At 57.6% G+C, this 26,815-nt stretch carries 22 protein-coding genes and 1 pseudogene; 14 read left to right on the top strand and 9 right to left on the bottom strand.

Annotated features, from left to right (window positions below):
• Position 1: 1 nt before the first annotated feature.
• The 6 genes and pseudogenes from K6M89_RS25660 to K6M89_RS25640 all read left to right on the top strand — a co-directional run.
• Positions 2-100 (top strand): annotated as a pseudogene (locus tag K6M89_RS25660) (cold-shock protein); the annotation flags it as partial.
• 297 nt (positions 101-397) lie between these two features.
• Positions 398-1,009: a hypothetical protein gene (locus tag K6M89_RS31195; protein ID WP_246642686.1), complete on the top strand. Its 612-nt coding sequence runs from the start codon at positions 398-400 to the stop codon at positions 1,007-1,009.
• Positions 936-1,463 carry a hypothetical protein gene (locus tag K6M89_RS31190; protein WP_246642685.1) on the top strand — a complete coding sequence of 176 codons (528 nt, stop codon included), beginning with the start codon at positions 936-938 and terminating at the stop codon, positions 1,461-1,463. Before K6M89_RS31195 ends, K6M89_RS31190 begins: the two co-directional genes overlap by 74 nt.
• 278 nt (positions 1,464-1,741) lie before the next feature.
• On the top strand, positions 1,742-4,111 hold the full coding sequence (locus K6M89_RS25650) for an ABC-three component system protein (RefSeq protein WP_222141449.1): 2,370 nt from the start codon (positions 1,742-1,744) through the stop codon (positions 4,109-4,111).
• Positions 4,108-4,755, top strand: coding sequence for an ABC-three component system middle component 1 (locus K6M89_RS25645; protein ID WP_222141448.1), 648 nt, complete (start codon positions 4,108-4,110; stop codon positions 4,753-4,755). Before K6M89_RS25650 ends, K6M89_RS25645 begins: the two co-directional genes overlap by 4 nt.
• Positions 4,752-7,874, top strand: a complete 3,123-nt coding sequence (locus K6M89_RS25640) for an AAA family ATPase (RefSeq protein ID WP_222141447.1) — start codon at positions 4,752-4,754, stop codon at positions 7,872-7,874. Before K6M89_RS25645 ends, K6M89_RS25640 begins: the two co-directional genes overlap by 4 nt.
• A gap of 437 nt (positions 7,875-8,311) precedes the next feature.
• On the opposite strand, the gene K6M89_RS25635 is transcribed toward K6M89_RS25640, so the two are convergent.
• The 6 genes from K6M89_RS25635 to K6M89_RS25610 form a co-directional block, all read right to left on the bottom strand.
• The gene (locus tag K6M89_RS25635; protein ID WP_222141446.1) at positions 8,312-9,151 is read right to left on the bottom strand and encodes a helix-turn-helix domain-containing protein; all 840 of its coding nucleotides are present in this window, start codon (positions 9,149-9,151) and stop codon (positions 8,312-8,314) included.
• Between the two features lie 4 nt (positions 9,152-9,155).
• Positions 9,156-9,746, bottom strand: coding sequence for a ComF family protein (locus K6M89_RS25630; RefSeq protein WP_222141445.1), 591 nt, complete (start codon positions 9,744-9,746; stop codon positions 9,156-9,158).
• Positions 9,747-9,823: 77 nt separating this feature from the next.
• A complete protein-coding gene (locus K6M89_RS25625) occupies positions 9,824-11,020 on the bottom strand; it encodes an SIR2 family protein (RefSeq protein ID WP_222141444.1) in 1,197 nt (398 codons plus the stop codon).
• 101 nt (positions 11,021-11,121) lie between these two features.
• The gene (locus K6M89_RS25620; protein ID WP_222141443.1) at positions 11,122-12,249 is read right to left on the bottom strand and encodes an HNH endonuclease; all 1,128 of its coding nucleotides are present in this window, start codon (positions 12,247-12,249) and stop codon (positions 11,122-11,124) included.
• A complete protein-coding gene (locus tag K6M89_RS25615) occupies positions 12,250-12,741 on the bottom strand; it encodes a type II CBASS E2 protein (RefSeq protein WP_222141442.1) in 492 nt (163 codons plus the stop codon). It lies immediately after the preceding gene.
• A 2-nt stretch (positions 12,742-12,743) separates the two neighbouring features.
• Complete coding sequence (locus tag K6M89_RS25610; protein ID WP_222141441.1) at positions 12,744-13,940, bottom strand: nucleotidyltransferase domain-containing protein; 1,197 nt, start codon at positions 13,938-13,940, stop codon at positions 12,744-12,746.
• A gap of 171 nt (positions 13,941-14,111) precedes the next feature.
• On the opposite strand from K6M89_RS25610, the gene K6M89_RS25605 reads away from it, so the two are divergent.
• The 3 genes from K6M89_RS25605 to K6M89_RS25595 are packed head-to-tail and all read left to right on the top strand — an operon-like array spanning position 14,112 to position 15,820.
• Positions 14,112-14,432 (top strand): helix-turn-helix transcriptional regulator, encoded by a 321-nt coding sequence (locus K6M89_RS25605; protein ID WP_222141440.1) that lies wholly within the window; start codon positions 14,112-14,114, stop codon positions 14,430-14,432.
• A complete protein-coding gene (locus K6M89_RS25600; RefSeq protein ID WP_222141439.1) occupies positions 14,433-15,335 on the top strand; it encodes an ImmA/IrrE family metallo-endopeptidase in 903 nt (300 codons plus the stop codon).
• A 5-nt stretch (positions 15,336-15,340) separates the two neighbouring features.
• The gene (locus tag K6M89_RS25595; RefSeq protein WP_221114285.1) at positions 15,341-15,820 is read left to right on the top strand and encodes a hypothetical protein; all 480 of its coding nucleotides are present in this window, start codon (positions 15,341-15,343) and stop codon (positions 15,818-15,820) included.
• A 149-nt stretch (positions 15,821-15,969) separates the two neighbouring features.
• Here the strand turns inward: K6M89_RS25595 and K6M89_RS25590 are convergent, their stop codons facing one another.
• On the bottom strand, positions 15,970-17,100 hold the full coding sequence (locus K6M89_RS25590; protein ID WP_222141438.1) for an RHE_PE00001 family protein: 1,131 nt from the start codon (positions 17,098-17,100) through the stop codon (positions 15,970-15,972).
• 198 nt (positions 17,101-17,298) lie between these two features.
• On the opposite strand from K6M89_RS25590, the gene K6M89_RS25585 reads away from it, so the two are divergent.
• The 5 genes from K6M89_RS25585 to K6M89_RS25565 all read left to right on the top strand — a co-directional run bounded on the left by K6M89_RS25585 (position 17,299) and on the right by K6M89_RS25565 (position 23,931).
• Positions 17,299-18,447, top strand: coding sequence for a site-specific integrase (locus K6M89_RS25585; RefSeq protein ID WP_222141437.1), 1,149 nt, complete (start codon positions 17,299-17,301; stop codon positions 18,445-18,447).
• A gap of 327 nt (positions 18,448-18,774) precedes the next feature.
• On the top strand, positions 18,775-19,989 hold the full coding sequence (gene repA / locus K6M89_RS25580) for a plasmid partitioning protein RepA (protein ID WP_064710319.1): 1,215 nt from the start codon (positions 18,775-18,777) through the stop codon (positions 19,987-19,989).
• The gene (gene repB, locus K6M89_RS25575) at positions 19,986-20,975 is read left to right on the top strand and encodes a plasmid partitioning protein RepB (RefSeq protein ID WP_064710318.1); all 990 of its coding nucleotides are present in this window, start codon (positions 19,986-19,988) and stop codon (positions 20,973-20,975) included. The genes repA and repB overlap by 4 nt, the downstream gene beginning before the upstream one ends.
• Before the next feature lie 186 nt (positions 20,976-21,161).
• Positions 21,162-22,376, top strand: a complete 1,215-nt coding sequence (gene repC / locus K6M89_RS25570; RefSeq protein ID WP_112722915.1) for a plasmid replication protein RepC — start codon at positions 21,162-21,164, stop codon at positions 22,374-22,376.
• Between the two features lie 1,108 nt (positions 22,377-23,484).
• Positions 23,485-23,931: a transposase gene (locus tag K6M89_RS25565; protein ID WP_222141436.1), complete on the top strand. Its 447-nt coding sequence runs from the start codon at positions 23,485-23,487 to the stop codon at positions 23,929-23,931.
• 761 nt (positions 23,932-24,692) lie between these two features.
• On the opposite strand, the gene K6M89_RS25560 is transcribed toward K6M89_RS25565, so the two are convergent.
• Together K6M89_RS25560 and K6M89_RS25555 are read right to left on the bottom strand one after the other, a co-directional pair.
• On the bottom strand, positions 24,693-25,610 hold the full coding sequence (locus K6M89_RS25560; protein ID WP_064710314.1) for a nucleotidyl transferase AbiEii/AbiGii toxin family protein: 918 nt from the start codon (positions 25,608-25,610) through the stop codon (positions 24,693-24,695).
• Complete coding sequence (locus K6M89_RS25555) at positions 25,600-26,430, bottom strand: type IV toxin-antitoxin system AbiEi family antitoxin domain-containing protein (protein WP_222141435.1); 831 nt, start codon at positions 26,428-26,430, stop codon at positions 25,600-25,602. The genes K6M89_RS25560 and K6M89_RS25555 overlap by 11 nt, the downstream gene beginning before the upstream one ends.
• Between the last annotated feature and the right edge of the window lie 385 nt (positions 26,431-26,815).

Below are 26,815 nucleotides of genomic sequence, written 5' to 3'. Positions count from 1 at the left end.
CTTCGGCGCTTCCCTGGCGGATGGCCAGAAGGTCAGCTACGAGTTGGGCCAAGACCGGAAGATGGGAAAGTCGAAGGCTGAGAACGTTAGCGTCCTGTGAAATCAAATCCCCGGTCTCGTCGAAAAGGCAAGATCGGGGCAATAGGATCGTCTTCGCCTTGATGGGATTAGAACCGCCCACCTGCATGGACCGCGTGGAATTTCAGCATGTTAGCGAAACACGTCGGGTCTTGAGCATCCAGCCGGTGATAGTTCTACGAAAACCTGTTAGGAGAACCTGGGAAAACAACTGGAAAGTGTTCGACTGGACTTTCAATCGCGATCCGACTCTTCCATCCTGTGAAGATCGACCGTCGGTGGGAACCTGACGCCTGGATGACACGCGACGGAGTGCACTATGAAATGGGGAGATAGCAAGCGGGATTTTGACACCATTCTGGCAGTCTGGCCGACCCACGATCCCCTCAATGGTTTTTGGGAAATGCACGAACTCGCAGTCAGTCAGGTAGGTGCGCCGAAGTGGCGGGACCGCAGGATTCCAACTACAGACGGTGGCGTTAAACTTGACCGTCACTCAGATGCCGATGCTGCCTTCGCGGCGAGCGCAAGTTTGAATGCGCGCTATGCTGCAGACCTGCAGATAACCCCGATTGACGAGGATCTCCGACGTTCACTGCAGATGAAGACATTAAAGGCCCTCCAGGCGAAAGAACGATTGCATTCTGAGGAGGCGCTCATGCTCACCGAAGCGAAGCGGCGCAAATCCGCGGTGCCGGCCCCCCTGGCGTCAGAGCTGCAGCTCACCAAGAGGGCTGAACCGTTTCGGCAAGCTCTGGCGGTCGCTTTGGCTGCGTTTCCCTACGTGACTGGTATTCGCGTCGGCGAGCTGCGCGAAAGGCTTGCGATGGGCAAATCTTATGAGGGGCTTCTGGGACGTGCTGGCGAACGGTTCCCTTCACAAGCGTGGCGCCACACTTATCGAGCGATCGAAGATTGCATCCGGGTTTGATCTGAACCCGACGGAACACTGGGGCGAGGTAAAGGCCAAAATTCGCCAAATTCTGCTTCCCCGCGCCAATAAACTGTTGCAGCTGGCTAGCGTTCGTCAGCTCCTTGACGAAGCCCTTGCACGCGGCGAGCAGGTGCTCGTCTGTGGCGGGGTTGTCTTCTGGTATGAGCAACACGGTCAGGTCGGCTGGCAGGTCAAGACGACGAATAGCGGACAATCCGATGACGGAACCACCCTTTGGACTGAAGGGACCATCGTTTCTGCCAACCACGGTCGCTTGGTGATTCTGCCGTTCATCAAAGAAAACGGTGAGCATGTTAAAGGGCATACGCGAAACGCTCCGAATGATGGTCCTGCCAAGCCGAGACATCCAAGTCAGTACGTCGAGATCCCCTTCAAGGTATTGTGCGGCGATCTCATGATCGGTCTTTTCGGAGAATTGCCGTACGAATAAATGCAGGGAGACGGGTTCAGTCTGCGGTATGCGCGTAGCTCGCATTTCGGTCCAGACAATGCGCATCTCGGAAGCGAAGAGGCGGCAACGCGATGCGCCAAGGAAGCCGTGTTCGCGTGGGTGTTCTACTCCAATCAGTTTTGTGCTCCCGAGATTGCATCCCGCCCAATTTACTGCCAAGACATCAGTGAAACTTCGAGTTGCGTCGAAACATCATGGCGGGGAGCAGCGTCTTTGACGTGCGCGTACGCTTTCATTTAACTTGAACCAGTGCGCGCATGAATTTGGCTGAAGACAATCTCAATAACTGGATGACGTCCGCGACGATACCTGGCGTAGAGGGTCTTTACTTCGTCGGCACGTTTGACCGCCGTATCACATTTTATTCGCAACAAGTTCGTGCGTTTCAGCTGGTGAGAGCGATGCACGAGAGCGGTATGGCCGATACAAACGGTTCGATTGCAGTTGTCGGGGCGGGCGCGGCGGGCGTGACCTGTGCTTTGGCGCTGGCGTTGCTCGATTGCCGCGTGACCTTGTTCGATCCCGCCGACGAGGTGCTGCAGCTGCAAAGCGATTCGCCACGGCTTCTTCACCCTCACATCTATGAATGGCCGTCCCTTGGATCACTTGAACGAGACGCCGCCCTGCCCTTCCTCAACTGGGAGCTGGAAACTGGGGGTGCTGTCGCGGCCAAGCTTGTCCAAGAATTTCACGGCCACAGGGCGCGACTGCAGCAAAAACTATTCTGGAAAGAGCGGCACAGACTTACGAGCCTCGCCCCGGAGGGATCGGAGTGGAGGCTGACCTTCGATAACGGCTCAAGCTATGTTGTAAAGCAAGTAATTCTGGCCATGGGTTTTGGCGAGGAAAAGAAAGCCGGGGCTGCCGACATCTATGACTATTGGAAGCAGAGAGGCGTTGGTACAGCAGCGGTAGAGCCTAACGCGCCTGCCAGTTATCTCGTGAGCGGCAATGGCGATGGAGCGCTGACGGACATTCTCAATCTGATGATAAAAGGGTTTGAGCATGTGCAGTTCACCGAGACCTTTCTGAACTATTTTGGTCAGGGCGTACTGAGGGCAACCGTCCTGGCAGCCCATAAAGACAAGAATTCAGAAGCCGACCTCGAACCTTTGTACGAGGGCGAACTCCACAAAGTACTGCTTGAGCGTGGAATTCTCGATAGTCTGACGCCTCTCCTGCGCCGGGACCGTTTGCTGACCATCAATACGAGCGGGCCACTCCTCTCGTTCGGCCGCGCAGCACAACTCAATCAATGCATGGTCTTTGCAGTGCTGGCGGCTGCTCGACAGGCGGGCGTCAACGTGCGTCGCAGCGCCGGCAAAATTTCGGACGTTATAAAGCACGATGACGGATTAGAAGCGGTTGGGATATCGATTGCCGGCACGCCGCTTTCAGAACGATTCAACCACGTTATTCTGCGCCATGGCCCCGACAAAAAGGCACGGTATCTTCCAGCCGAAAAGCTGTTCGAGGCGTTTGAAGCGGCATATATGGAAAGGTTCAAGACGCATCCTGATCTCCTTGTCCCTCCATCGCTGAACGCAGAGACTTATACATTCTTCTACGAGCGGCATCTGGCAAAATTGGCGGATGGTGCGGTAAAACAGCAGCTCGCTGGCCAGACCGCCCATGAAGCATCAACTATCATCATCGGCTGGGATAGGGCGACACAGAGTTTGGTGGAGCGTGGCAAGATCGCACTTCGAGAACTCGTCGAGCAGTGTGAAACCGCGCCGGTGTCGATCACGATCCAAATGGATGCACCGATGGATCGGGTTAAGGCCGATGACTTTGTGAGATTGAGCAAAGCAAGCGGTGGAAAAATATCGCTGAGTGTCGGCGCGCTCGTGAAATCGAGCTGGCAGGCAACGCTGCCGTTTGCGCCGGTTGCCCACTCCAGTTCGTCACGTTATCCCTATTGCGAGGTTGGTAGTTTTTGCATCAGCGAGTCCATTGATGCGTCACTCGTCCGCCAGTTGGACGTCATGCTATCGAAGACCAAAGTAACCGGCAAATGTTTCGGGCTTGGACACATCGCTCAGGATGTCCTGCAAGCAACGCTTGCTACGTGGGATGATTGGCACGCGACTCTCGACGCGTCACCAGCTCTTCGCCACGACTTCTTGGCCTGGCTGGGCAGCATCGGCACCATCAAAGCTGACCCTTGGGACGGAGACGCGAGCACGGTGGAGCGAATGGCAAGCGCTTTGGTCCTTATCCTCGCCACACATCTGGGAGAGCCTCTCAAGCCAGCGGGGGTTCAAAGGGGGAATTTGACCTTCGACGTGGACGGACTGGCGTTGGGGTCGGCGGCCACGGAAATCCTTGGCGGAAACTTATTGACGGATTGGAGCCGACCCGAACAATGGGATGTCGACGCACTGATTCTGTCCGGAAGCGCCGAAGTTCAGGTCACCGGGCCGGATGATACAGTGCTCAATGCGGGGGACCCAGGCCTAAGCCTTAGCGTGGCCCGCCGGATAAGACCGGCCATCGTTCGCAACGATCTTAATTGGCGATCTGCATTGAACACAGATCTTTCGACATGGCGAAAAGCTGTCGAGGAAGAATTCGGCCAATGGCGAAGGCGCCAGGACGACGACCGTGAAAGGGTGCTTGCATGACACCTGAGATTCTAAAATCACTCCTGGTTGACGCTGCCCAAACGCTTCACTGGCGAGCCGACGAGGTTGCCGATTTCACCTCACCGAACTTCCGGAGCCGCCCAGCCCAGCCTAATGTCGAGCGGCTCGACGGTCTATTCGGACTTCGGCTCGGAGATTATCCTGTTGTCATTGCCCCGATAGCGCTCGACTCGCCCGATCAAGTAAAACTGGCGCTGAAGAAACTCCATGCACAGATGGTCGTGGCTCGCTCATTCATGTTGGAACGCGAGGTTATCAACGCTCATCTGTTCCTCTGTGCGACATCGCCGACGCCATCAGGCGACTGGAAGCGACTGGTCGATCTTCTAGAACGGGATGAGACTGTCTGCAGGAAGGTCGTTTGGATCCCGAAAAAGACTGATGTGCAGGGGTCCTTCAACACCTTCCTCGCCAGGACTTTCTTGGCAATGCCATGGGCGAATGTAGGCTCTGTCAGTGACGCCCCCCTTGATGAAACCTACGAGCTGGCAGAGCGCATTCTCGAAAAGCATGGGCTGGAAAAGAAGGTCGCTCAGCAATGGGTGATCAAGGCGGACCAGCTGAAGGATGACGCCAAAAGCCTAGTTACCGAGCTCGTTCAAGCCAGAGAGGCGTCCAAATGAGCAGCGTTTATCTCAATCGCATTCGGCTTGAACAGTACCGGACTTTCAAGAGCCTGGACATCGGTCTTCCGGACGGACCTGGCGTGCTCGTCGTTCACGGCAGCAATGGTATCGGAAAGTCGTCGATGTTCGATGGCCTCGAATGGGCGCTGACCGACAAGATCGACCATTTCCGGGACGCGGACGGGGTTAAGAAAGTCGGCAGCTACTTGTGCCGCTGGCGCGTGGGCGCTCCAGGTCCGACCAGCGTCAGGTTAGAGTTCTCGGGCGGCAATAGCCTCTCGCGCACTTTGTCATCTTCGAGAGCAACAAAGTCTACCGTTGCCGGCACGATCCCGGATATCGCGGAGTTCCTGCGGGACGAGGGTTGGGATCGCAACATTTCCGAACTGTCGAGCTATTTGCTGCTGACACACTTTCTCGGACAATCGACGAAGTCGCGTTTGACCAATCGAGAACCTGGGGAACGCTTTGATATCCTAAAGGAGGCCGCTCAAAGCAAACAGGTCGAAGAGATCGCCAAGGCGCTGCACGGAAAGGGAAATACTAAAGCCAGCCGTGCATTTTCCGACCGCATCGACGAACTCAACAAAGAGGTGTCCGCTCTTCGCAACCTCCTCAATACGGAGGCAAGCCTGTGGTCCGGTCTCACGAGCGTCGGCGCCCTCAATGACGAGGCATCAACGCAACTCGCACAGGCAATCTCCCAGTTGTTGGAGGAAGCTGCTGGAACTGGACCGGCGTCGCTGATCTCTGCTTTCGCTGACGGGACGATCGGAAGCCTCGAAGCCCGACTGAACGCGCTACGCGATGAAACTCGAATCTTGGCGACCAACATTACATCCGGAAACGAGGCGCTCGCTGCCTGGGAGGACGCGTCCCGCCAATGTTCGGAATTGGAGGGGGCCGCCGCAGCTATCGACGCTCATATTACCTCCCTTGCGGCGAAGCGCCAAGACCTTGAGGCAGCGCTTTCCGAGGCAAGTGACGGCGAAAATGCGAGCCGGCTGGCTGCGAAGAATGCCCGAGACCTGCGTGACCGTCTGAAAGGTTTGAAGGACGCACTCCAGTCTGCCGTTCTGCTTGCTCAGAGAAAGGAGACGGCTGACGCCGACGTTGTAAATGCTCGCTCCAAGTTAGAGGGCGAGGCAAGGGAACTATCGTCGCTTGAACGCCGCCTGCAGATTGTGCGCCGCATCGAGGGTGATGTCGGCCGGCTGGACGAGCGTGTCAAACTTGCGCAATCCGAGCGGGAGTACGTTCTCGCTTGGATGACACGGGATGCGAGGATTGCCGAGCTACGGTCGTCTATCGAAGCGCTGGACGCTTCTAGCCCGAATCTCAATGACGATATCGCGCGGGCCAATGGCGAGTTGACATCATTCGATGAGCTTGTCGAAGGGCAAGAGAAGATTCTCGCCGAACTCAGAACGACTGTAACTGCGATGTCGAGCGCTGTTGCGAGCGTGGCGGCAAATTTGACGCACGAGTCCTGTGATTGCCCTGTTTGCGCCACCCACTTCGACATCGAAGGAGAACTGAAGCGCCGCGCGGCTGGGGCCGCTGAACGGCTGGCACCGCTCGTGCTTGCGCAGGAATCGCAGGTGATCGGTCTGACGCGGCAACGGGATTTGGCGAAGGATAAGCTGGGCGAACTTCGCGCGCTCGAGCTGCGGCGCAATGATCTGCACGACGAGCGTCGTTTGGAGGAGCAGGCAAACATTGACCTCGAGGCCAGGGTGTTTGGCGCAGGTTTGACCGGCGACACCGTCACGGCAAAGCGCCGTCATGACCAGCTTGCGAAAAGCGCCGCGGATATTGCGTGGCTGAGGCAGCGTAAGTGGTATTGGCGAAACAAACTATCCGGGACCCTGTTTGCGTCAGGAGGAGCCCACTCGGCCGCTGTTCGGCGCCGCGATCAAGCGCAAGCCGAGCTTACGACAGCCACCCATGAGCAGGATATTGCGGCGAAGGCGCTTGAGACAATCTCTACGTCCGTCGCTCAATATGATCAGGCTTTCGGTGCAGGCTCACTACGTGGAGATCAGCTTTTGGACGCATTGGGTCTCGCGGAAACGGCTTTTTTGGCCAAGGAAGCGGCGAGCGAGCAAGCGTCATCGGACCGCGAGGCCGTTGAGCAGGACCTTGCTTCTCTGGACGTTTCGGCGACTGCGGCGACCGTTCGCAAACAGCAAGGCGCCGCTTTGATTAATGCAGCGTCCCAACGGAAAAGCGAAGCGATCGAAGCGTGGCGCAGGTTGAATTTCGACGGCTCCGACGAACCTGACGCCGACCGATTGAAGTCCCTGACGATAAGCTCCACGGCGACGCGGGCGAAAGTGAGTGAAGCAGAAGATCTTCTGAAACGGTTGCGCGACGGAAGAACGGCGAAAAGCCTTGTCGAAAATCACATTATAGCTCTGGAAAACCTCCGGGCAGCGGTCAGCGGGGCGCCAAATAGCGACCGACCACAGCTTCGCGCCGAGGTACAGGCGGCGATCGATACAAAATCGCGGCTTGCGGACGCTACACAGGAAGCGAAAGACATCGCTCAAGTCGCGAGTTCGGAGATTCTCGACGAGGTCGCCGAATTCAACGCAAATTATATGAAGCCGCTTGCCAATCTCATGAAATCGGTAAGCCGGGCAATTCTTTGCGATCCAAGGGTCGGCATCGACCAGCATGTCCGAAATCGCCGTGTCGAACAAAGCGCCACAAAGGATGGGGAGGTTCCGGCCGAAGTCGGGCAGATCGATCCCGTGCTGGTGCATAGCGAAGGACAGATGGCGGCGCTTTCGGTCAGCATGTTGTGCGCTGCCAGCCTGACATACCCCTGGTCGCGCTGGCGTGGCTTGGTTCTCGACGATCCGCTGCAGCACAATGACGCAATTCATGCTGCCGCCTTCGCGGATTTCATCTGCAATCTTGTAGCTGATCGTGGATACCAAGTCTTTCTTTCCACGCATGATCGCGCTCAAGCCGAATTTCTGCGCCGAAAGGTCGCGTCCCGAAACCTGCCTTGTGGCATCTTGAGTTTGCAAGGCTTGGGGCAAGAAGGAGTAGAGTGGAACTATCGTCCGGCCGACGGAGTCCTGCCCCTGGTTGCGGTTTCTGGGTAAATCGTGGCGTTACCGATTTGCCCAAGCGCGGCCGCGGCATAATAAAGTCAAATGCTTGCCGTTACATAGTGATCGCTTTTGCCTCGCTTTAAGGTATGGTTTTCGCACTTTGCTGCACCCAATTCTGTCGATAGCGCAGGCAACTTTCTTTTCGGCGTCGCGGGACGCCATTGTCCAACTATATAATCCCCCGGAAACCTCCGCGCAGACCGAACTCGCCGACGATCCGGAGCGCCGACTGCGGCTTCATCTCAAGCGTCTTGGCGATCATCCGGGCGGAACGAGCGGTTGCCCATGGGCGCTGATTCCATGGGACTAATAGCCTACCGTACGCGTGATCGACACAGGAGTTGCGGAAGGCCTGACCGAACTCCAAACCTTCCCCTCAAAGAGGAGAGAGGCGCCGCTAGCCCAGCAGCTTCCAGCACGATGTTTTGCTACGCCGCCACACGCACCTCGATCTGCAGACCGGCCGCCTCCACCATGTTGACGAGCGAATCCAGACCAAAGACACTGGCCTTGTGACGGATCAGATCCGACATGCGGGGCTGAGTGACACCCAACATGCGAGCGGCCTCTGCCTGGGTCCAGCCTTGCGCCTTCACGTGCGCCTCAATCGCCTGGATCAACGCCATGCGCAACTTCATATTTGCTGCTTGTTGGTCGTCGTGTCCTGCATCCGGTGTGGCTTCCGGCGTAACGGAAGGTTTCCGGTTCTGATCGTCATCCAGCAAGAATGCGCTTTGGGCGAGGGACGATATCTTGGAATTCAGACCGATTTTCTCATCGGCTTTCATTCGCGCGTGATCCGACATAAACGATAGAAGTGTCTCCAGGCTTCGCCCGTCAGAAACTGTCACGAATTCCTGTCGTTTGTTTACGAATACAACGGACTTTTTCTGCTGATTTATCAGTTCGATAACATTGCTCAGGGTGCCGGTACTTTTGCAGTCCCAGATCATCAGCCCATAGTCGCTTGCGCGCGACATCTCAACGTCCTTTGCGGTGTAGAATGCTCTGCTGCCGGGCGCTGCCTTCGGGTATATGTTCTTGACGGGCCAGCGTCCGATGTTGTTGCGAGGCCGATCGCCACTACAATAGACCGTCACGCTCGCGGCCCCAAGCTCGGTGAGGCACTGCTGAATGGATGTGTCGGCGCCGTCCGCGTCGCCAACCACAACATCGAGACGACCATCGATTATCTTCTGGATCCGCTCCTTGACCAGATGGTGAAGCTTGCTGATGGCGATGGATCCGGCAATGAAAACAGTGGTCATGGCATTACTTCCAGGTGACAGCCGCAGCATAGACGTTGCTGATTTTATCATAAGTCTTCAGGATCTTGCACACGGCGTCCATGCTGGCACCGGTGTCAAACAGATCATCAACGACCAGGGCGTTCCACTTGCCTTGGTTGGTGATGGCCGGATGAATCGAAAACCGTCCGGCGAGTGCCGCATCTTTCTCTTCGCGCGTATTGAGATTTTTCAGCTGAGCAGCGCCTTCCGGGGCAGCGGCTTTCACAACAATGGTCTTGAAGACCGGAATGTTCGCCGCCTTGCCTAGGTCCGTTGCTATCTCCTCTACCGGTTGCCGCTGTCGCATGGTGGAAGCGGGAACCGGAACGATCAGACCAATCGCCGGAAAAAGCGGAAGCAAAGAAACGCGAATTTGCTCGGCGATTAGGGGCGCTTGTCCCCAATCGCCACGGTATTTGAGCTTGAAGAGCGCGTCGCCCGGCTCGGATCTGGTGGTATCGAATTGAGGATGGCCATACTGGTCATCTCCGACATACACGCTCGAAAGCGTGTGCTTGTGCAACGCGTAACCAAGCGTCCACGAGCCCTTTAACTGCCGGAGTTGTACTTGCACTGGGGTCCTCATGACCGTTGATTAGTTGCGGCGACCATATACAAAATTTTGTATGACAGCAACCGACCGTTCTGGATCTAAGTCTTACATTTCAGGCGGATCAGAACGTCGTCAAGTTCATCCTGCGCCGCCAGGAAGCTTTGAAACCCGTTGTCCCAGATAGCCGACATCCCATCCGGGGACAGTGTCCAGTGCTCACCAACCCGCACCCCGCCATATGGTCCCTTCGCATGAACGCGGAGCTCATGGAACAGGAGAATTTCCTTGCGGTGGGCATCAAACGCTGTCGCCTCTAGGAAGTGGCCGTTCCAGTAGTCGACGAACAGCAGCGGAACGGCCGGGCTGAGCGAACGGGCTTCGTGCAGCCAGCTATTCAGGTGAAGATCTGTGAGACCGGAGCCGATCACGTAGATGATATCCGCGCGCATGAGATCGGCAGCCAGTCCCGCGTAATAGTGGGACATCGGGCGCTGTTGCAGTCGCGAAAGCTTGTCCAGCCCCGTTACGACCGAGGCCCGCATGATCTGCGTTCCATCCATCCGTGACACGTCGCTGCCGTCGAAACGCGCGTGCTTGCGCGCCTCGTCGCGCGCATGGAACCAGTAGAGGTCACCGATCTCACTTCCCTGAGGCATCGGATGCGGGAACCCGAGGTGGACCGAACCATGCAGATAGAAGACACTCGCGTCATCGCTTCGTTCCCAGAACTTCCGCAATTCAAATTGCTGCGGACCGGCGGCCGCTACATTGGCGAAGCCCGTGTAGAGATCTGGCGCCGCCTGAAGGATGAAGTCGTCGTAGTTGGTCGTGTAGATCCGCGTAATATGGGTCCGACGAATCTTCTCAATGAATGCGGAGAGAGGCGCCAAGGAGAGAGGGTTGCCATCGCAGGCGGCCGAGAACTGGCTGTAGATGACGTCGGTGATTTTTCCGCACAGCGCCCGAAGAGCCCGGGCATCCAATGGCTCCGTCAGCGTAGTGAACGCCGGAAGGAGCGGGCGAAACTCGTTCATCGCGCCTTCGGTATGGGGGAACGAATAGCTCAGTTCATGCGCACAGTGGTAGATCTGCTCAAAATTCACATCGTCCGGCCGCTGCAGGTAGCTTTGGAGGCGGTTCTTAATAGCCTGGTACGCTGTGTCTCCACCGCATGCCTTCATCCAATCGTCAGCCATCACCCGCCGTTCTATTTTGGCAGTGATCGCCGCCGTGGACGGTGCCTTATACTCCACCGAGGCTCCTGCCCCGAACAACAACACAGCTCGTTTCGTCATATTCTTCTCTCTGTGCCCCTATGGGTGTTTCGCATCGCGAACTTTTGAACTTCGCCTTTCATTTCGACAGATTTCGACGCGGTCGAAAGCGTGCCTGCCGCTCACGCAATCCGAAGCGCAGACACGAAGCCGCCGATCTGACGGTTTTGGTCAAATATCTGTAGCGGCAGGTCCGCCTTCGGCATCCACACGCGCCCGACTTCTACCGCCGCTGAGACGGGCAGAGCGGGAAATAAATTGATCGTGACGTCTTCCCCATGCGCTGCCTTTATCGTGTCGAACAGCCGCCGGAGTTCTTGGCGGAAACGGGCAAGATCTGCCGGGCTGCGCATGATATCGTTGTGCGGCGAAGCCGTTGTCATCGACCACATGGCGGTCTCTTCTCCAAGAACGGAAGTGATCCTTTCCTGCCCAATCGAGGCGCTGAGACCAAGGATGAGCGCGACAGTCGGATAGAGCTTCGCCGGCATTGTTGTCTGATATTCAATCGGTGGCGCGTCGTTCTGCCATTTCCAGGTTGACGGTTCGCGATGACGCTGATGGACGTCGGCTGGCAGGATATCGCAAAGCTGACGTCCGAGTTCGATCAAAAGGGGCTGGGGAGCAAGCGCGAAGACACTCGCGTGGGTTATCTGCTGACGCTCGATCCGCCCTCTAATCTTGTCGGAGAACTGGCGCTGGAGATTGCTCTGCTGGATCTGCCAAAAATTCTGGTCGGCGTCATCGAGCGAAAGGCCCAGCATTTCGAGGTCGATGGTTTCGAAGGAGGCGGGAGAGCGGTCCGGCAGCATCGATGCAAAGATATCGTCCCTGGCGACCAGAGCTTCGTTCTTACCTATATTGGCACCGAAACGGACGACATGCGAGGCGCGATCAGCCTGGATGCCGCTCGCCAGTCGCACTCGTCGTTCGTGCTCCTCCTTCATGCGCAGAAGAAGTTCCTCGGGATGATCGTCTGGGGCCTCGTCATCGATCAAACGATGGCACTTCGCGCAAAGCAGCATCAGGTTGGAGAGATCTTTCGCCAGAAGCACCGAGTGGGTCAGATGGCCACGGGCACCTCCGGGAGAGTCGGCGACAATATGCGCCACAAACCCGAACATCTTGTCCTCCTTCCCCGAGAGGAGGTCACCGATGAGTTCGCAATTGCAGCCGCGATATTGGCAGCGGCCTGCGGCGCGAGCCCACAGGGCACGTTGGATCTTCTCAGGAACCTTCGACTTGGCCATCTACTCAATCCTTTGCCTGGGTGCATGCCGCCGCTGCAGGCGGCTTCGGCTTATCCGCTGCTCAACGTCACGAGGCTCGGGGTGCTCTCCCCCACCCCGCCATTCTCGCTCCGTTAGCCAGTCCTCGAAATAAAACAACCAGAGCGATGTCCATGGAACGAGGGTCTGGTCGAGCCGCATCCATGGTAGCCACTCATAGGTGCGCGGCAGATACAGACAAAGACGAGGCGGCTTTTGGTCGTATACATGCGGGAGAGTGTCACCGCCTGACAGCAGCGTCAGGTCAGGACTGTCGATGAACACCCGCGGCGATCGATTTGCCGCGAACTCCAGCCGGGCGTCATAGACCCGCGACAAAGGGGTTGGTGAGGCCTTGTAATGCCATCTGAAGCATCCCGAGCCAAGTTCACCGCTTCCCTCCGACAGCGGGTTCTTCGTCAGGAGAAGAAACTGCTGCGCGGCCGTTAACGGCTTTGGATCGGGATAGTGCATGGTCACCGTCCGAAGAAAGTGTTGGCGCGCACGGGCGTTGCGGTGGCTGCGGCAACGCCCGTGACAAGGCCGACGCGAGGCGCCACAGCAAGAGTTCCGGCCCGCCGGGAGGCAGAGATATCATTGGTGATCGCATCGACGACGGCCTTGGCCGGACCAGAACCAAATGCGTCGCCGAGATGCCGCTTGAGACCGTCCAGCCCCTCGGCATCCTTCAGTCGGCTGATGTCGCTGAGCGCGCGAGCGTGCCAGGTGAAGAAAACTTCAGCGCGCTTCGGGTCAGCATTCCACTTCTCTGCGAAATTCTCCCCCTTGGTCGTCTCGTTCCAGACGAACCAATGCATCCGACCGTTCACGGTGCGCGCTTCGATGAAGTCCGCCATGTGGCGGATCACGTCAAACAGCAGATCCAGCTCCGTGTCGTAGGTGAAAGTTCTGACGCAGTATTCGTAACTCTGGGAGGCCAGGGTCGTCACCAGAACTGAGATCGGCGACAAGGACTGATCAACCTCGTTGACGGAGATGAAGACGTCACGGTGGCGCTTCAAGATTTGCACGACCCTTTGCAGCAGGCCCTTGAAACGGACCTGGTCAGGATAAGGCTCGATGTCGGCGCGCGCCCTGTCCTGGGTGTGGAGGCTCTTCGTCACCCGAAAGCGGGGCGCGAGCTTGACGCGCTCAAGGAACAGTGCCTTATAACCCTTCGGATTGGACGGCTTCCAAATCTTCAGGGCCCGGTCGGGAACGAGTTCGCCACCCATGTTGCAGGCCCGGTTTGGAATAGACGGCGTAATGTCCATATGGAATTCGTTGGCGTATACGAGCCGCCAGCAGCGCGCCATTTCGACGAGCAGCGGCTTGTAGTGGCCGTTTGCCTTCAACCGGTCGCCGATCGCCCTCTTCAATGCCACCGGCTCGACCCAGTCGCCGAGACCAGGGGCATGGGCGACAAGGTCGACGTCGTGTTCATTGCTACCGATCGGCTTGACCGTCGTCCCGATCGCAGTCGACCCTTGAAGAAAGATCCCCATCAGCTTAAGCAGCGGGTCGTCTGAACCAGCCAGCCATTCACCGACGCCGTCATAGCGCTCCTTGGCGAGTGCGGCTTGGCTCGGGGAAATCTCGAGCGTCGCGCACATCCGCTCAAGCGCACCGATGAGCATTCCGTCCCGCATGATAAGCCGCTGATCGTGATACATGCGTGCCTCCTGTGGCAGTGACTGTCGCGTAAGATAGATGATTATTCTTTTGTACAGATAGATCGAACGCTTGTATTCGTCAACCCCTGTGCTATAATTTTGTACCGATTAACCGAACGGCGCGGCACACCAGTGCACGCGCCTTCAGTGATTCAACGGAGCGCTATGAACATGTCTTTGGCTGCCAAGCTCAAAGAACTCAGGGGAAAAAACCGCCAGTCGCTGCAGGACGTGGCAGACGCGATCGGAGCGTCCAAAACACACATTTACGATCTTGAAACCGGACGCAGCACCAATCCATCGATCGAGCTTCTGACCAAGTTGGCCAATCATTTTCGCATTGCGATTGCCGATCTCGTCGGAGAAAATCCGCAGGGGGCAGATGAGGAACCTGGCCTGGTCGCGATGTACAGGGATTTGAAGTCGCTAAGCCCTGAAGATCGGGAGACAATCCAGGTGCTGATGGCCCGGCTGAAACCAAAGGGGAAGTGAATGGACGTCGTGCGGATGGACTTGGCCGATACCGGATCGCCCGAAGGGCTGGTCAGCCTGATCCTGAAGCATGAGCCCAGTCTTCCTCTGCCCGTTCCGATTGAGGAGCTCGCACTACAGCTCGAGGTCGAAGAGATCGCGGAACTGAAAACCGACGGGTTCGAAGGCGGGCTGATCACAGATACGAACCGCAGCCGTGGGATCATCCTGGTCAAAAAGGGGGTTAGCGAGCCCCGGCGGCGGTTCACGATCGGGCACGAACTTGGCCACTTCCTCATCGCCAACCATGTCCCCGACAAGGATGGCCATTTCCTGTGTTCGAAAGCAGACCTTCGGACGCTTTCCGCAAAGGAAGGGGATCGCCGGGCTAAAATGGAGGTCGAAGCAAATCGGTTCTCTTCGCTGATCCTGATGCCACCGCCCAGATTGCGCGATGCCTTCAAGAGACATCCCTCCCCTAGCCTCGAGCACGTGTTTGAATTGGCTGAGCGGTTCGGGGTCAGCAAGGAAGCCATGGCGAGAGCCTACGCCGCTTACCACCCGGAAGCTCTTGCCTTCGTTGTGGTCAAAGACGGAAAGGTGGGCCGGGTTTATCACGATGGAAAGCGCTTTCCCTTTGTCGTGGCGAACCGCGGCAAACCGGTTCCACAGGGCTCACTGTTCTACAAAAAGGGCCTGCAGATCGGTATTCCGAGCCAGATCGACAGCCGACTTCCCGATATCTGGATCGATGTATCTCGCGACAAGCGGGCTTCAACCATCAGCGAACAAGTCTGCCTTCAGCAAAACGGATTTGCTCTCATCATGCTCTGGCATGAAAGCACCGAAGATGAGGACGAGAACGAGGATATGACGACACGTGACCGGTGGCGCGCGCAGCAGGAACGGTATCGCAGAGACTAGATTTGATGGAAAGCCATAACTTTGAGCGCCTGAAGGCCCACATCCTTCCCCTGTCAAAATCCAGCTCGTTTGAGACGGCTCGTCTTGAATGGGATCTGGTCGGAGTGGAAATCAGCGAGGAGCTTGACCAATGTCCTTGTGGCCAAGATATCCTGGAACATTGCTATATTCGCAACCGGGATAATGGCGCGACCACCTATGTCGGCAATGTCTGCATCAACCGTTTTGTCGGAATCGATACCGGCAACCTCTTCGAAGGCCTGAAGCGGATACAGGCGGACCCCTCCGCCAATGCCAATGATGATCTCATCGAGCATGCTTACCGCATGGGCTACCTCTACGATGAGAAGGAATATCGTTTTTTGAAACAGACAAAACTCAAACGGAAGCTCTCGTCGGCACAGCTGCGGTGGAAGCAGAAAATCAACCGCCGAATCCTAAGCAAGACAATCGTGCAACGGCGAGGAGCGCACCAGACGCCTTGAAAGTCCTTGCCGCTGGAATGAGCTTTACGACGAGGACCGGCAGTATGCGATCGAGGGCCGCCGCGGATTGTCGACGGTCACTCTGCTTTGCGACAAGTTGCCGAAACGACCCGAACAGCACATGTGCCTGGTCAGCATTGCGCGCTTGGCTATAGCGCGCCCCATGCCCGAAACCGCCCCCTCCCCGTCATCTCGCGCAGCCCCATTTCCTCGACAAGCCTCAGCGCCCCCCTCGGCGTCACCTTCAGCGCCTTGGCGATCATTTCAGCGGTAACGAGCGGCTGCGCCATCACCAGCTCGATCAGCTGGGGCAACTTCGATGAGCGCCGCCTATGGTCAAGTTTTCGCTCCATCATCTGCCGCGCCAGTGCCAGCCGGTCGTGTTCCTTGAGCCCAAGCTCAGCGGCCGCCTGCAGTCCGTGCACCATCGCCGCGAGCCGCGTGTCACGATGGCGATGCCGCCGGCGATCAACGGCAATGGTTTTCAGGCCGAGATTGATAGCGGTGAGATGGCTGGCCGTGGTGAGACCCGCCTGGCGCAGCGATGCGGCGGCAAGCAGCCGCCCGAGCCAGGGTGCGTGCTGCAGCACCTGCAGGCTGTTCCAGGCGTCAAGCAACAGCACGGCGCGCAGCACTGGCGGCATGCTCTCGGTCTCGGCCAAGACCGTGCGCCACTCGTCGAGCCGAGACTCCTCGTCCCAGTCACGCTCGTAGATCAGCGGATCCCTGCCGTGGTCGATTGGCGCCCTCGCCTTTGCCAACGCCACTTCCGACCGGGCCAAGGCCGCGTCCATCGCCGCGAATTCCACCGCGAGAGCGTCGGAACCCCCAACCACCTCCCCTTCCTCGAACACTTCTACCGCCGCTACCAAGCCGGACGCGACCTTTCCGCCGGAATCTTCAACAGGGTCGGCTGTCATATCCGCGCCATGACGGCGCAGCAATTGTAAGCCTTCGGCGCTGAGCGCCCAGCCCGGTGGCTTCGCTGCAATCCGCCGGCGCGCCCTCAGCACGTCGCGGGCGATTGTCAGCTCGTGGGTCGGCGTGCGAATATCGGCGCGGGCCTCGTGCAGCACCAGGTCCTCCATGTGGACAAGTTCGCCGTCGATCCACAGCGAGGCGCAGGCATCGGCAAAATGCATGCGTTCGATCCAGCCTTGCCCGACCGGCGAGCGGGCAATGCGCTCGTCGAGACGGGTCAACGCCGATCCCGCATCCGAAATCGGCCGCAGCAGGCTAGAGATGGGTAATTTCGACAAATCGTAAGACATTGAAATCATGGTAAATGATTTGCTAAACGGACGCTATCTTATAGTTAGCTTCTGTCACTGCGTAGATTGCTCCAGGCGGCGTCTGACCATCGATAAGTAATGCTTATCGGAAGTGATTGATTCTAGGCCGCAAATCAGCGAAAACAGCATCATCGGGTGGCCGAACCGCCGTTCCGACAGCCTGCGTTTGCAGCTCAAGGAGGCTCTTTGGACAATCTTGCCCCGACTACAGACGCCCTCACCCGCCGCGCCGAGGCGCTCGACACCATCGCCGCCGTGCTGCCGATCGACCGCCGCGACAAGCTCGCCGAGTTGCTCACCGACGCCGACGTCGAGACGCTGCGGCACATGGTCAACGAAGGCATGGGTGCCAATACCCTTCGAGCCCTGACTTCCGATCTGGCTTATCTGGAAGCGTGGGCTATTGCGGCGACCGGCGCTCCCCTGCTCTGGCCGGCGCCGGAGGCGTTGCTGCTGAAGTTTGTGGCGCATCACCTGTGGGATCCGCAACACCGCGAGAGCGATGCCGAACACGGCATGCCGGCCGACGTGGCCGACGCGCTGCGCGGGATTGGCGTTCTCAGGACGACCGGCCCCCATGCCCCGGATACCGTCCGCCGGCGGCTGGCGAACTGGTCGACGCTGACCAAGTGGCGCGGCCTCGACGGCGCCTTCGCCTCCCCGGCCCTGAAGTCAGCGATCCGGCTCGCCGTCCGCGCCGTTCCCCGGCCACGCCGCCGCAAGAGTGCCAAGGCGGTCACATCAGACGTCCTGGCAAAACTGCTGGCGACCTGCGCCGGCCACAGTTTGCGAAATATCCGGGACAGGGCGATCCTGATGGTCGCCTTCGCCTCCGGCGGCCGCCGGCGCAGCGAAGTCGCCGGGCTGCGCAAGGAGCAGCTGACTGTCGAGGCTCCGGTTTCGGTCGAGGACGGCCCTCCCCTCCCCTCGCTCTCCATCCATCTCGGTCGCACCAAGAATTCTGGCGCCGGCCAGGACGAGGTTGTCTATCTCACTGGCCGGCCGGTCGACGCCTTGAATGCCTGGCTGGTGGCTGGCAGGATTGACGGCGGCAGTGTGTTTCGGGCGATCGACCGCTGGGGCAATGTCAGCCGGCGCGCGCTCGATCCGAAGGCGGTCAATGATATCGTCAAGCGGCGGGTGGCAGAAGCCGGGCTGGAGGTTGGGGAGTTTTCCGCGCATGGGCTGCGATCGGGATACCTGACGGAAGCTGCCAATCGCGGGATACCCCTTCCGGAAGCGATGGAACAGTCACGGCATCGCTCAGTACAGCAGGCCTCTACCTACTACAACAACGCGACGCGTCGGAGCGGGCGAGCCGCTAGAATGCTGTAGCCAGTGCGAAGCGGCAAAAAATGGCAGCCGTCCTCCGGGTGCGATTCGCTTGCTTTGAAGTTGTTCAAGCGCCTTTGATTACTCATGGCGAGTTCTGTGCCCAGGATTCTCGACGAATAGGTGCAAGTAGGCTCGGTTGTCCCAAATGCTTGTTTTCCTTGGCAATTGCTCCCGGTTCAGCCTATTTACCTTGAGAAACCAGTAGCTTCGTTAAGATTTTGTTTACCATAAATAGCTTGCCGCGCCGACAGAATCGGGGCTTATTGCAACAGCGGTGTAAATCGAGTTGAACGCCGCAAAGCGCTGTTTTGGAAAATCGAGCTGAAAATGAAGCGGACGGCTGAACAGAAAATTGCGGCACAAGAGACGTTGGTCGATCTGATCGAGCGGCACTCCTCGGCGCTGGCGACACAGCTCCAAGCCCACCATCTGAGCACCTTCCCGCCTGTCGCGGAGAAAGGGATTCGCCACTTTCAGCCATCTGAAGCGGCCAAGCTGGTCGGTGTCAAGGAAGTCTATCTGCGGCAGGTATCCAACGACATTGAGGATCTTGAAGTTAGTACAACTGCCGGTGGCCGCCGCTCTTATTCCGTAGAAGATATCGACAAGATCCGCCGGCACCTCGACCGTGTTGGCCGGGCTGATAGGCGGTATTTGCCTCACAGGCGTGATGGCGAAGCACTGCAGGTCATCTCCGTCATGAACTTCAAGGGCGGCTCAGGCAAGACCACAACGGCCGCGCACTTGGCCCAATTTTTGGCATTACGTGGCTATAGGGTTCTGGCGCTCGACTTGGACCCTCAGGCAAGCCTATCGGCCCTTTTCGGCAACCAACCCGAGCTGGATGTCGGCTCGAACGAGACGATGTACGGCGCGATTCGCTATGATGATGAGCGCCGGCCAATTCAGGAGATCATTCGCTCGACCTATATCCCGGATCTGCATCTGATCCCGGGCAATCTGGAACTCATGGAATTTGAGCATGACACGCCGCGTGCGCTGATGAAGCGGCAGGCAGGTGACGTGATGTTCTTTGAACGCGTTCGCCAGGTGTTGGACGAAGTCGAAAGCAATTACGATATCGTCGTGATCGATTGCCCGCCGCAACTTGGCTATCTCACCTTGTCTGCCCTCACCGCGGCAACGTCCGTGATCGTGACGGTTCACCCCCAGATGCTCGACGTGATGTCGATGAACCAGTTCCTGGCGATGGTGGCTGATCTTCTTCGCGAGGTCGCAACTGCCGGAGGAAATGTGGATTTTTCGTGGCTGCGTTACCTGATCACGCGCTTCGAGCCAGCTGATGGGCCGCAGAATCAGATGGTTGGCTATCTGCGATCGATCTTCGGTTCGCATGTTCTGAATTTCCCGATGCTGAAAACGACAGCCGTTTCTGACGCAGGACTGACCAACCAAACCCTTTATGAGGTTGAACGAGGTCAGTTTACGCGCACCACATACGACCGCGCGCTTGAAGCGATGAACAACGTCAACGAGGAAATCGAGACCCTGATCAAAAAATCTTGGGGGAGAGCTGCATGAGCCGGAAAAACCTTCTCAATCTTGTCTCGGTGGATGCTGCGCGTCCGGCAAAGACCCAAGGCCGTCCCCTGCTCTCGCCTACCGCGCAGCCCGAGGACGGTTCTGCCGACAACAAGCTTGTCAAACAGGTCGGCACTACCATTCGTGAAGAGAAAGCGCGGCAGGCTCGAGCCGATGAGATCGAACGGCGGTTAGCAGAGGGGCAGACCGTCATTGAGATTGACCCGGCCGATATTGAGCCCTCCTTCGTGCAAGATCGTATGCCCGGCGATATCGACGGGCTGATCGCCTCCATAAAGGAAAGCGGACAGCAGGTGCCAATCCTCGTGCGTCCTCATCCGGAGCAGAGTGGACGCTATCAGGTGGCGTTCGGGCATCGTCGCCTGCAAGCCGCTCAGGCACTCCAGAAGCAGGTGCGGGCAATCGTTCGCGAATTGACCGACGAGCAGCTGGTGGTGGCGCAAGGCCAGGAAAACAACGAGCGCCAGGATCTGACATACATTGAGAAGGCTCTCTTTGCAGACAATCTCCAGCAGCGTTTCTCAAGGGATGTCATTATGGCGGCCCTATCCGTCTATAAGAGTGATCTCTCCTATATGTTGTCCGTGGTGGTCAGGATCCCAAGGGAGCTGATTAACGCAGTCGGCCCTGCGCCTGGGGTCGGCCGCCGCAGTTGGGTTGAACTTGCCGATCTGCTGGCCAAGGATGGCGCGCTTGAGGCGGCGAACATTTATCTTGCCACTGCCGAAGCCCAAGCCCTCCCCTCGGAGGTCCGCTTCAAGGCGCTCGTGACGCGTTTGAAACCGCAGGCGACGCCTATTAGTGCCGACGTGTGGACAACCGACAGCGGGAAGCGTCTCGCGAAAGTGCTCAGCACGGATGGGAAACTGGAAATTGCAATCGACAGGAAGGAAGCGCCGGAGTTCGCTGCGCTCGTCCTAGAGACGCTTGAGGGTCTCTACCGCAAGCACCGTTCGTCGAAATAACATACCGGATCAACAGACCACGGAGAAAACCCGCAAAAGAAAAGAGCCCCCTCAACGTTGCCGTCGTGGAAGCCCTCATCTGTTCTGTAGCAAGACAGAGAATCGCATTTCCATGAATCTTCGTCAAGAGTCTTTGGCACCGTTTTGGTGAGCGGATTTCTTTTGCCTTCTGAAAGGTAAAAGACGATGCATACAGGAAGTGTGACGACGCCGTTTGGACGGCGGTCGATGACGCTTGCCCTCGTGAAACGGCAGGTGGCCGCGACCGAGATCAAGCAAGGCAAGTCCGTCGATAAGTGGAAGGTCTTCCGTGATGTTGCGGAGGCCAGGGAAACGCTTGGCCTGCAGGATCGCAGCGTGGCCGTCCTGGACGCGCTCCTGACGTTCCACCCGAGCAATGAGCTTCGGCAAGACAAGTCCACGGTGGTCTTTCCGTCAAACGTCCAACTGGCGCTGCGCGCCCACGGCATTGCCGGAGCGACACTTCGACGGCATCTGGCCATCCTCGTGGACGCGGGTCTTATTGTGCGGAAGGACAGCGCCAACGGCAAGCGATTTGCGCGGAAGGATAGTCACGGCGAGATTGAGACTGCCTTCGGCTTCGATTTGTCCCCTCTTCTTGCGCGCGCCGAGGAACTTGCTCTGATGGCGCAGGAAGTCGTGGCAGCCCGTACCGCTTTTAGGAGGGCAAAGGAGACGCTCACCATCTATCGGAGAGATGTCCGGAAGCTGATCAGCGCGGCCATCGAGGAGGGCGCGGAGGGAGACTGGCAATCGATCGAAGACACCTATCTCGATCTGACGGCACGCATTCCGCGCAGCCCATCACGCGCCGATGTCGACGACTTGCTCGACGAGATGCAGCTTCTTTACGCCGAGGTTGTTAGCCGCCTGGAAACTCAAGGAGAAACAGAATTTAATAGCACCAATGCTGCTCATGATGAGCGCCACATACAGAATTCAAAACCCGAATCCATCAATGAACTTGAACCTAGCTCTAGAAAAGAGCAGGGGGCCAAGTCCGGTGGAAATAGCTTGCTACGACGCCCGGCGAACGCATCCTTTCCGATTGGCATCGTGATGAAGGCCTGCCCGCAGATTTGCGACTATGGATCTGGCGGTGCGATAGGAAGCTGGCGGGATCTGATGTCAGCTGCGGTTGTGGTCAGATCGATGCTGGGCGTCAGTCCGTCAGCCTATGAAGAGGCCTGCGAGGTGATGGGGCCCGAAAACGCAGCTGTAGCGATGGCTTGCATCCTCGAAAGAGCAAACTTCATAAATTCTCCTGGAGGCTATCTGCGCGACCTTTCGCGGCGCTGGGAACGCGGCGAGTTTTCACTGGGGCCGATGGTCATGGCACAGTTGAGGGCGAACAATGGGGACACAGTTAGGCGCGCCTAACCATGGGCGACCCGGCTCGTGTTGGCAGTTTATTCGCCGACTTGAAATCAGGTGACGCTCAGAGTTAGCGGGTACTTGTCCGCGACGCTTCCCAGCAGCGTGGCTGCAGAAACCAGAGTTGCACTCGCTGGGTCAAATCCGATTGGCTCTTGGACACCTCCTTGCCAGAGACGAGTCCCGTTGACAGTACAGTAGGTGATGGATTGGCGGCGCGTGGTCTTGCTCATGTCCGTGGGTCGGAAGGATGCCGGAAGGGGTTTCAATCGACAACGACTGAGACTGCTTCTGGGATAGTTTTGACTGGGCTTGATGTCCGGCGTTAGGCGCGCCTAACTGGATCCGTCTTAGGACCCTGGGGTCATTCCAGGTCGGCGGGCTGAGCTAACTGTAACGTGCCGGGCAGATCTACCGCCGCGAGGGCAAGTGAAAAAGGCGCGAACGCGCGAGCTTGTAGTGCCGAGTTAGGCACGCCTAACTGCTGTACAGAGTTTATGACCTCCTGTCTGCCGGCGCGACGTTTTAAAACCGGTCTTGGCGCGGCGACTGAAGCAGCCATCAATTTTTTGGGGTCAGCCAATTGACCTGTAGCCTGGTTTCCATTTCAAGGCGCGCATCGTTGCCGGCGATAGACTCTATTTCAACGATGCCGGACGTCCGGCGAGATAGGTCCGATTAGGACAACTAAAATGCCGGCAAGGCGGTAGGCCAATTGTTTCTGAGATGAACTTGGCGCGACCATGCGGACTCGTACCGGAAAAGGATTCGGTGCCACTTCTTCTGGAGATTGCTCCAAGCAAGGATGTGCAGCAGATCGTCGTCGATCAATTTGACAGGCATGTTGATCAAGAGCTTCGCCGGAGTAGACCTCATGGATCAGCTTCAATTCCGGCATTAGCAGGCGAGGGCGGCTGTAATCGCCGCACCTGCAGGCAGGGAAACGCGGGGCAGAGCTTAGCGAGGGGCAAGATCAACGGGGGCGGATGGATGGATGTTCGGCCTAGATGAGCCAAGTGATCGCTGATTTCGTGTGTTTCTCCATGCCCCAGGCCTGAATGTTGACTCTTGGATTGAGCTGATCGACAAAGCAGTAATTCACAGAGGACGATCAATGCCTAACGAAGAGAATCAGATTCAGCCGGACGGTACCGGCAAGGCGGGAGTTGAGCCGCGTGCGCCGAAAAAGGCTTCAAGGATCAAGAACGCAACTGCCGCAAAGACCGGCGTAGGCTCATCCAAACCGGTGAAGCCAAAAACCCGCGGCCTGAGCGATCAGGAGAAGCTAGAAAGGATAGGTCAGATCGAAGCGGAAGTCGCTGGCGGTGCAACCTTGAAAGATGCCGTTAAAAGCGCCGGTATTTCCGACCAGACCTATTATCAATGGAAGAAAGCGACGGCTCAGCACGTCGGGCAGATCCAGGCAGCACCTGCTTCCGAGGACGATGAGCTCGCCGAGTTCATTCAGCTTGAGGAAGAAAATCGGCGGCTCAGAAAACTGCTTTCTGAAAAACTACGTGCGGAAAACGCTGCTCTCCGGAAGAGACTGGGGATGAGCTAGCGGTCTGACGGCACTCATCCAAATGATTTCCATGCATCCTCGGCGTTTGATGGCCTTTAAAAAAGCGCCACTGACTAGATCAGTGGGCGTCATCACCCAACCAAATCTTCCGGCATATGAGAACACCACGATCCAATTTCGTCGTTGAATACAAGATGAACAGGCGCCATACAGGGGCCCGACCAAAGTCGATATGGGGCAATCTGGACTTGCGGGCGATGGCGCGCGCGGTCGAGGCCGACGGCAACATGCCGGAGGTTGACCTGCCTCAAGCCCCTTCAGGCGCGGACGCGGTGGAACCCGCTGTGGTCACCTCGCACGCTTCGGTTGACGTGGAGCGCTCTCCGGGCAGTCCCGACGCAATGTATTTGCCAGACAAAGCTGCCGAGCCGATAGCTGGCGAGCATTACACGGTCGACGGCGGACCGTCCGCGCAGGAGCAACCGGCATCAGTGCCAACAGGCACTGCGAAATCTCGAGGGACGACACGACGCTCTCGTATCCTACAAGTTCCGGTGCTACTCCAGCATCCCCGCGATCTGTCAGTTCAGCACGGTTCGGACGAAGATCTGGCAGCTCTTGAGGCTGAAAACCGCCATCTGAAACGCCTCCTAGTCATGAGGCTCCGCGAGGAGAACGACAGGCTCAAGTCCATGCTTCGGTGATTCGGCGGCGCCTAATATAAGTGCTGAAATCCATAGGTCATGGCTCCGGGCGCCGTGCGGACGAGCGCTGGGTGCGAAGTGAACAGAGCTGCGCAATTACCGGCTGAAGAGGCGTTCGATTTCTCGACGCTGCTCTGCGTGTTTTGTCGGATTGTCGTTCTTTAGGCGTTCCAGATTCAGAAGCTTCCATCGTACGGCCGGCAACTCAAGTGCAGCCGGCAGCCCGACGGTATCGAAGTCAGGCTCGATGTCGTGTAGAGACAGCAGGAACTTTTGGGCTGCGTCGTCGAGGCGTTTGCGGATGTCGGCGAGAAATCGCTCACGGGTCTGCAGCAATTCGTCCAGCGAGACTTTTTCGATCGTCATGCCCTCGAATTCCTGATTGAAGACGTAGGAAATGTCTGACCGGTTCGGCGCCAGCAATTCGTGTGGCGGACGTCCAGAGCTCGCCACGTAGACCAGGAAAGTCCGAAACAGCAAATCGCTGATGCCTTCGTTTTCGTAGAGTAACTTGATATCGAACAAGTCGCGGGGATGTTGGCGATCGACTGCAGCATGCATCTTGCCACCGAAAAGATCTTCGAATGCGACAACCTGCATTTCAGCAAAGCCAAACTCGTCTTCGACTCGCTCGCTCACCCTTCGTCGTTCGACGGGATGAACCGTACCTCTGGCGACGGGGGACGTCTCTATCTTGATAGCCGTTTGCCCGCGCCTGACTTCGATACGCGTATCGCCACCACCGCCGCCGGCTATTCGCTTTGCCCGGACGTCCTTGATCCGTTCAACTTTGGCTGCGACACGATCCAGCGTCTGGTCGATGTCGATCAGGCTCGCCTCTCTCGGTTTGAGTGGCAGGTAGGTGAGATCGATATCGACCGAAAGGCGCGGAAGATCCCTATAGAACAGATTGATGGCGGTTCCGCCTTTCAGCGCGAAAGCGGGTTCGTCCGCAATAGCCGGCAGCACCTGAACGAGCAGCTTGAGTTGAGAGATGTATTGATCACGGGCCATTGGCGCCCTCTGTCTGTCGGGGTAGATATTCTTCGGGAATTGTGATTCGATAGATTGGATGGAGTTTCCCGCCCTTGACGAAAGAGCGGTCGCCGCTGCCCAGGTCGACGGCCGAACGATCGACGTGCTTGAGCCAAGCGTGCTTGTGACGGTCGGCGAAGACGAAAAAAAGTCTCTTCACCTGAACCTTGGTGCAAGCCGCCAGAAGCTCTGTTAGGCGGCGCGGACGCAGATTGCTCAAGCCTTCAAAGATTGCGTCGATGTTGTGAAAGCTCTCGTTTTCCGGAAGTTCGTCTAACGTTTCCAAAACCGCCCGCTCCGGCGTCGAGGCTTGTATCGCCCAACGCTGTAGGTTCAGGATTTGGTTCGCCTCGGTTGGCAATGGCTCGACGCCGAGATCGGCCGTATCGAACAGGCGCGTGCTGCGGGCGATGACAAGACCGTTGGTAGGAAGACTAATCAGCCATCGGGGTGCGTTACCATAGACAAAGATGTTTTCGGCCGCGCCGAGTGCGAGGTAATGCACGTGGCCTTGAAGCGCGAGTGCTGTGCGGCCGCCAACATGAAATTTGTAGTCCATGATCGTCTGTGCGGAAAGGAGAGCGATACGCCAGTCCGTGATTTTTTCCGCTGCACCCTCTCGTGTTGAAGGGCGTCGATAAACACCGTGAATAACAGGTTCGAGCCAGCCTCGGCGAACGTAGTCATGTGTGGAGCTTCGGCGAATTTCCATTTTCCGCATCCATGCGGAGTCCACGAGGAAGCCGGCAGGGACCTTTTCTATTACGGACTTTAATTTTTTGCGTTTTTGTTCGTTCATGACGGACAAAAGTTGCACAAAGTAAAGTGCGGAGCAAGCGCGCTTTAGAAATTTGAAAAAATGTCCGCTTAAAGCGGACTTTTGCGAAATGTCGTGTGGCGACGAAGACGAGTCATGTGGAGTCCGCTGTGTCCGTCAAAACATCTCTGCAAGGCGGCCCGAACTTTGGGAGATTCGTTTCAGGAAGCGAAGGGGAGGCCGGCTTCTTACTTAGAGCGCGGCTGCCGGCAAAGCAGAAGCTCGACGACCGTCTTCCTCATTTTGGGCCTCCGTCCCGAATGTAGCGGCCGGTTAGCAATCGTCGGTCGCCATTTGCGCCTCCGGTGCCGCAGGAGAAGCTTCGCGCGGCGAGCAGACACCGTGCGTAGCGGGGAGGGGAGGGGAG

Origin of the sequence: Rhizobium croatiense (assembly GCF_019793465.1) — a bacterium.
In the GTDB taxonomy this organism is placed as follows: Bacteria; Pseudomonadota; Alphaproteobacteria; order Rhizobiales; family Rhizobiaceae; genus Rhizobium; species Rhizobium croatiense.
The sequence above is the reverse complement of the archived record's forward strand: the minus strand, read 5'-3'. Positions and strand labels throughout refer to the sequence as shown.

Coding starts and splice junctions, on each gene's coding strand:
- K6M89_RS31195 (WP_246642686.1), top strand. CDS start 398: ATGAAATGGGGAGATAGCAAGCGGGATTTTGACACCATTCTGGCAGTC.
- K6M89_RS25650 (WP_222141449.1), top strand. CDS start 1,742: ATGAATTTGGCTGAAGACAATCTCAATAACTGGATGACGTCCGCGACG.
- K6M89_RS25645 (WP_222141448.1), top strand. CDS start 4,108: ATGACACCTGAGATTCTAAAATCACTCCTGGTTGACGCTGCCCAAACG.
- K6M89_RS25640 (WP_222141447.1), top strand. CDS start 4,752: ATGAGCAGCGTTTATCTCAATCGCATTCGGCTTGAACAGTACCGGACT.
- K6M89_RS25635 (WP_222141446.1), bottom strand. CDS start 9,151: ATGACCACTGTTTTCATTGCCGGATCCATCGCCATCAGCAAGCTTCAC.
- K6M89_RS25625 (WP_222141444.1), bottom strand. CDS start 11,020: ATGACGAAACGAGCTGTGTTGTTGTTCGGGGCAGGAGCCTCGGTGGAG.
- K6M89_RS25620 (WP_222141443.1), bottom strand. CDS start 12,249: ATGGCCAAGTCGAAGGTTCCTGAGAAGATCCAACGTGCCCTGTGGGCT.
- K6M89_RS25615 (WP_222141442.1), bottom strand. CDS start 12,741: ATGCACTATCCCGATCCAAAGCCGTTAACGGCCGCGCAGCAGTTTCTT.
- K6M89_RS25610 (WP_222141441.1), bottom strand. CDS start 13,940: ATGTATCACGATCAGCGGCTTATCATGCGGGACGGAATGCTCATCGGT.
- K6M89_RS25605 (WP_222141440.1), top strand. CDS start 14,112: ATGTCTTTGGCTGCCAAGCTCAAAGAACTCAGGGGAAAAAACCGCCAG.
- K6M89_RS25600 (WP_222141439.1), top strand. CDS start 14,433: ATGGACGTCGTGCGGATGGACTTGGCCGATACCGGATCGCCCGAAGGG.
- K6M89_RS25595 (WP_221114285.1), top strand. CDS start 15,341: ATGGAAAGCCATAACTTTGAGCGCCTGAAGGCCCACATCCTTCCCCTG.
- K6M89_RS25590 (WP_222141438.1), bottom strand. CDS start 17,100: ATGATTTCAATGTCTTACGATTTGTCGAAATTACCCATCTCTAGCCTG.
- repA (WP_064710319.1), top strand. CDS start 18,775: ATGAAGCGGACGGCTGAACAGAAAATTGCGGCACAAGAGACGTTGGTC.
- repB (WP_064710318.1), top strand. CDS start 19,986: ATGAGCCGGAAAAACCTTCTCAATCTTGTCTCGGTGGATGCTGCGCGT.
- repC (WP_112722915.1), top strand. CDS start 21,162: ATGCATACAGGAAGTGTGACGACGCCGTTTGGACGGCGGTCGATGACG.
- K6M89_RS25565 (WP_222141436.1), top strand. CDS start 23,485: ATGCCTAACGAAGAGAATCAGATTCAGCCGGACGGTACCGGCAAGGCG.
- K6M89_RS25560 (WP_064710314.1), bottom strand. CDS start 25,610: ATGGCCCGTGATCAATACATCTCTCAACTCAAGCTGCTCGTTCAGGTG.
- K6M89_RS25555 (WP_222141435.1), bottom strand. CDS start 26,430: ATGAACGAACAAAAACGCAAAAAATTAAAGTCCGTAATAGAAAAGGTC.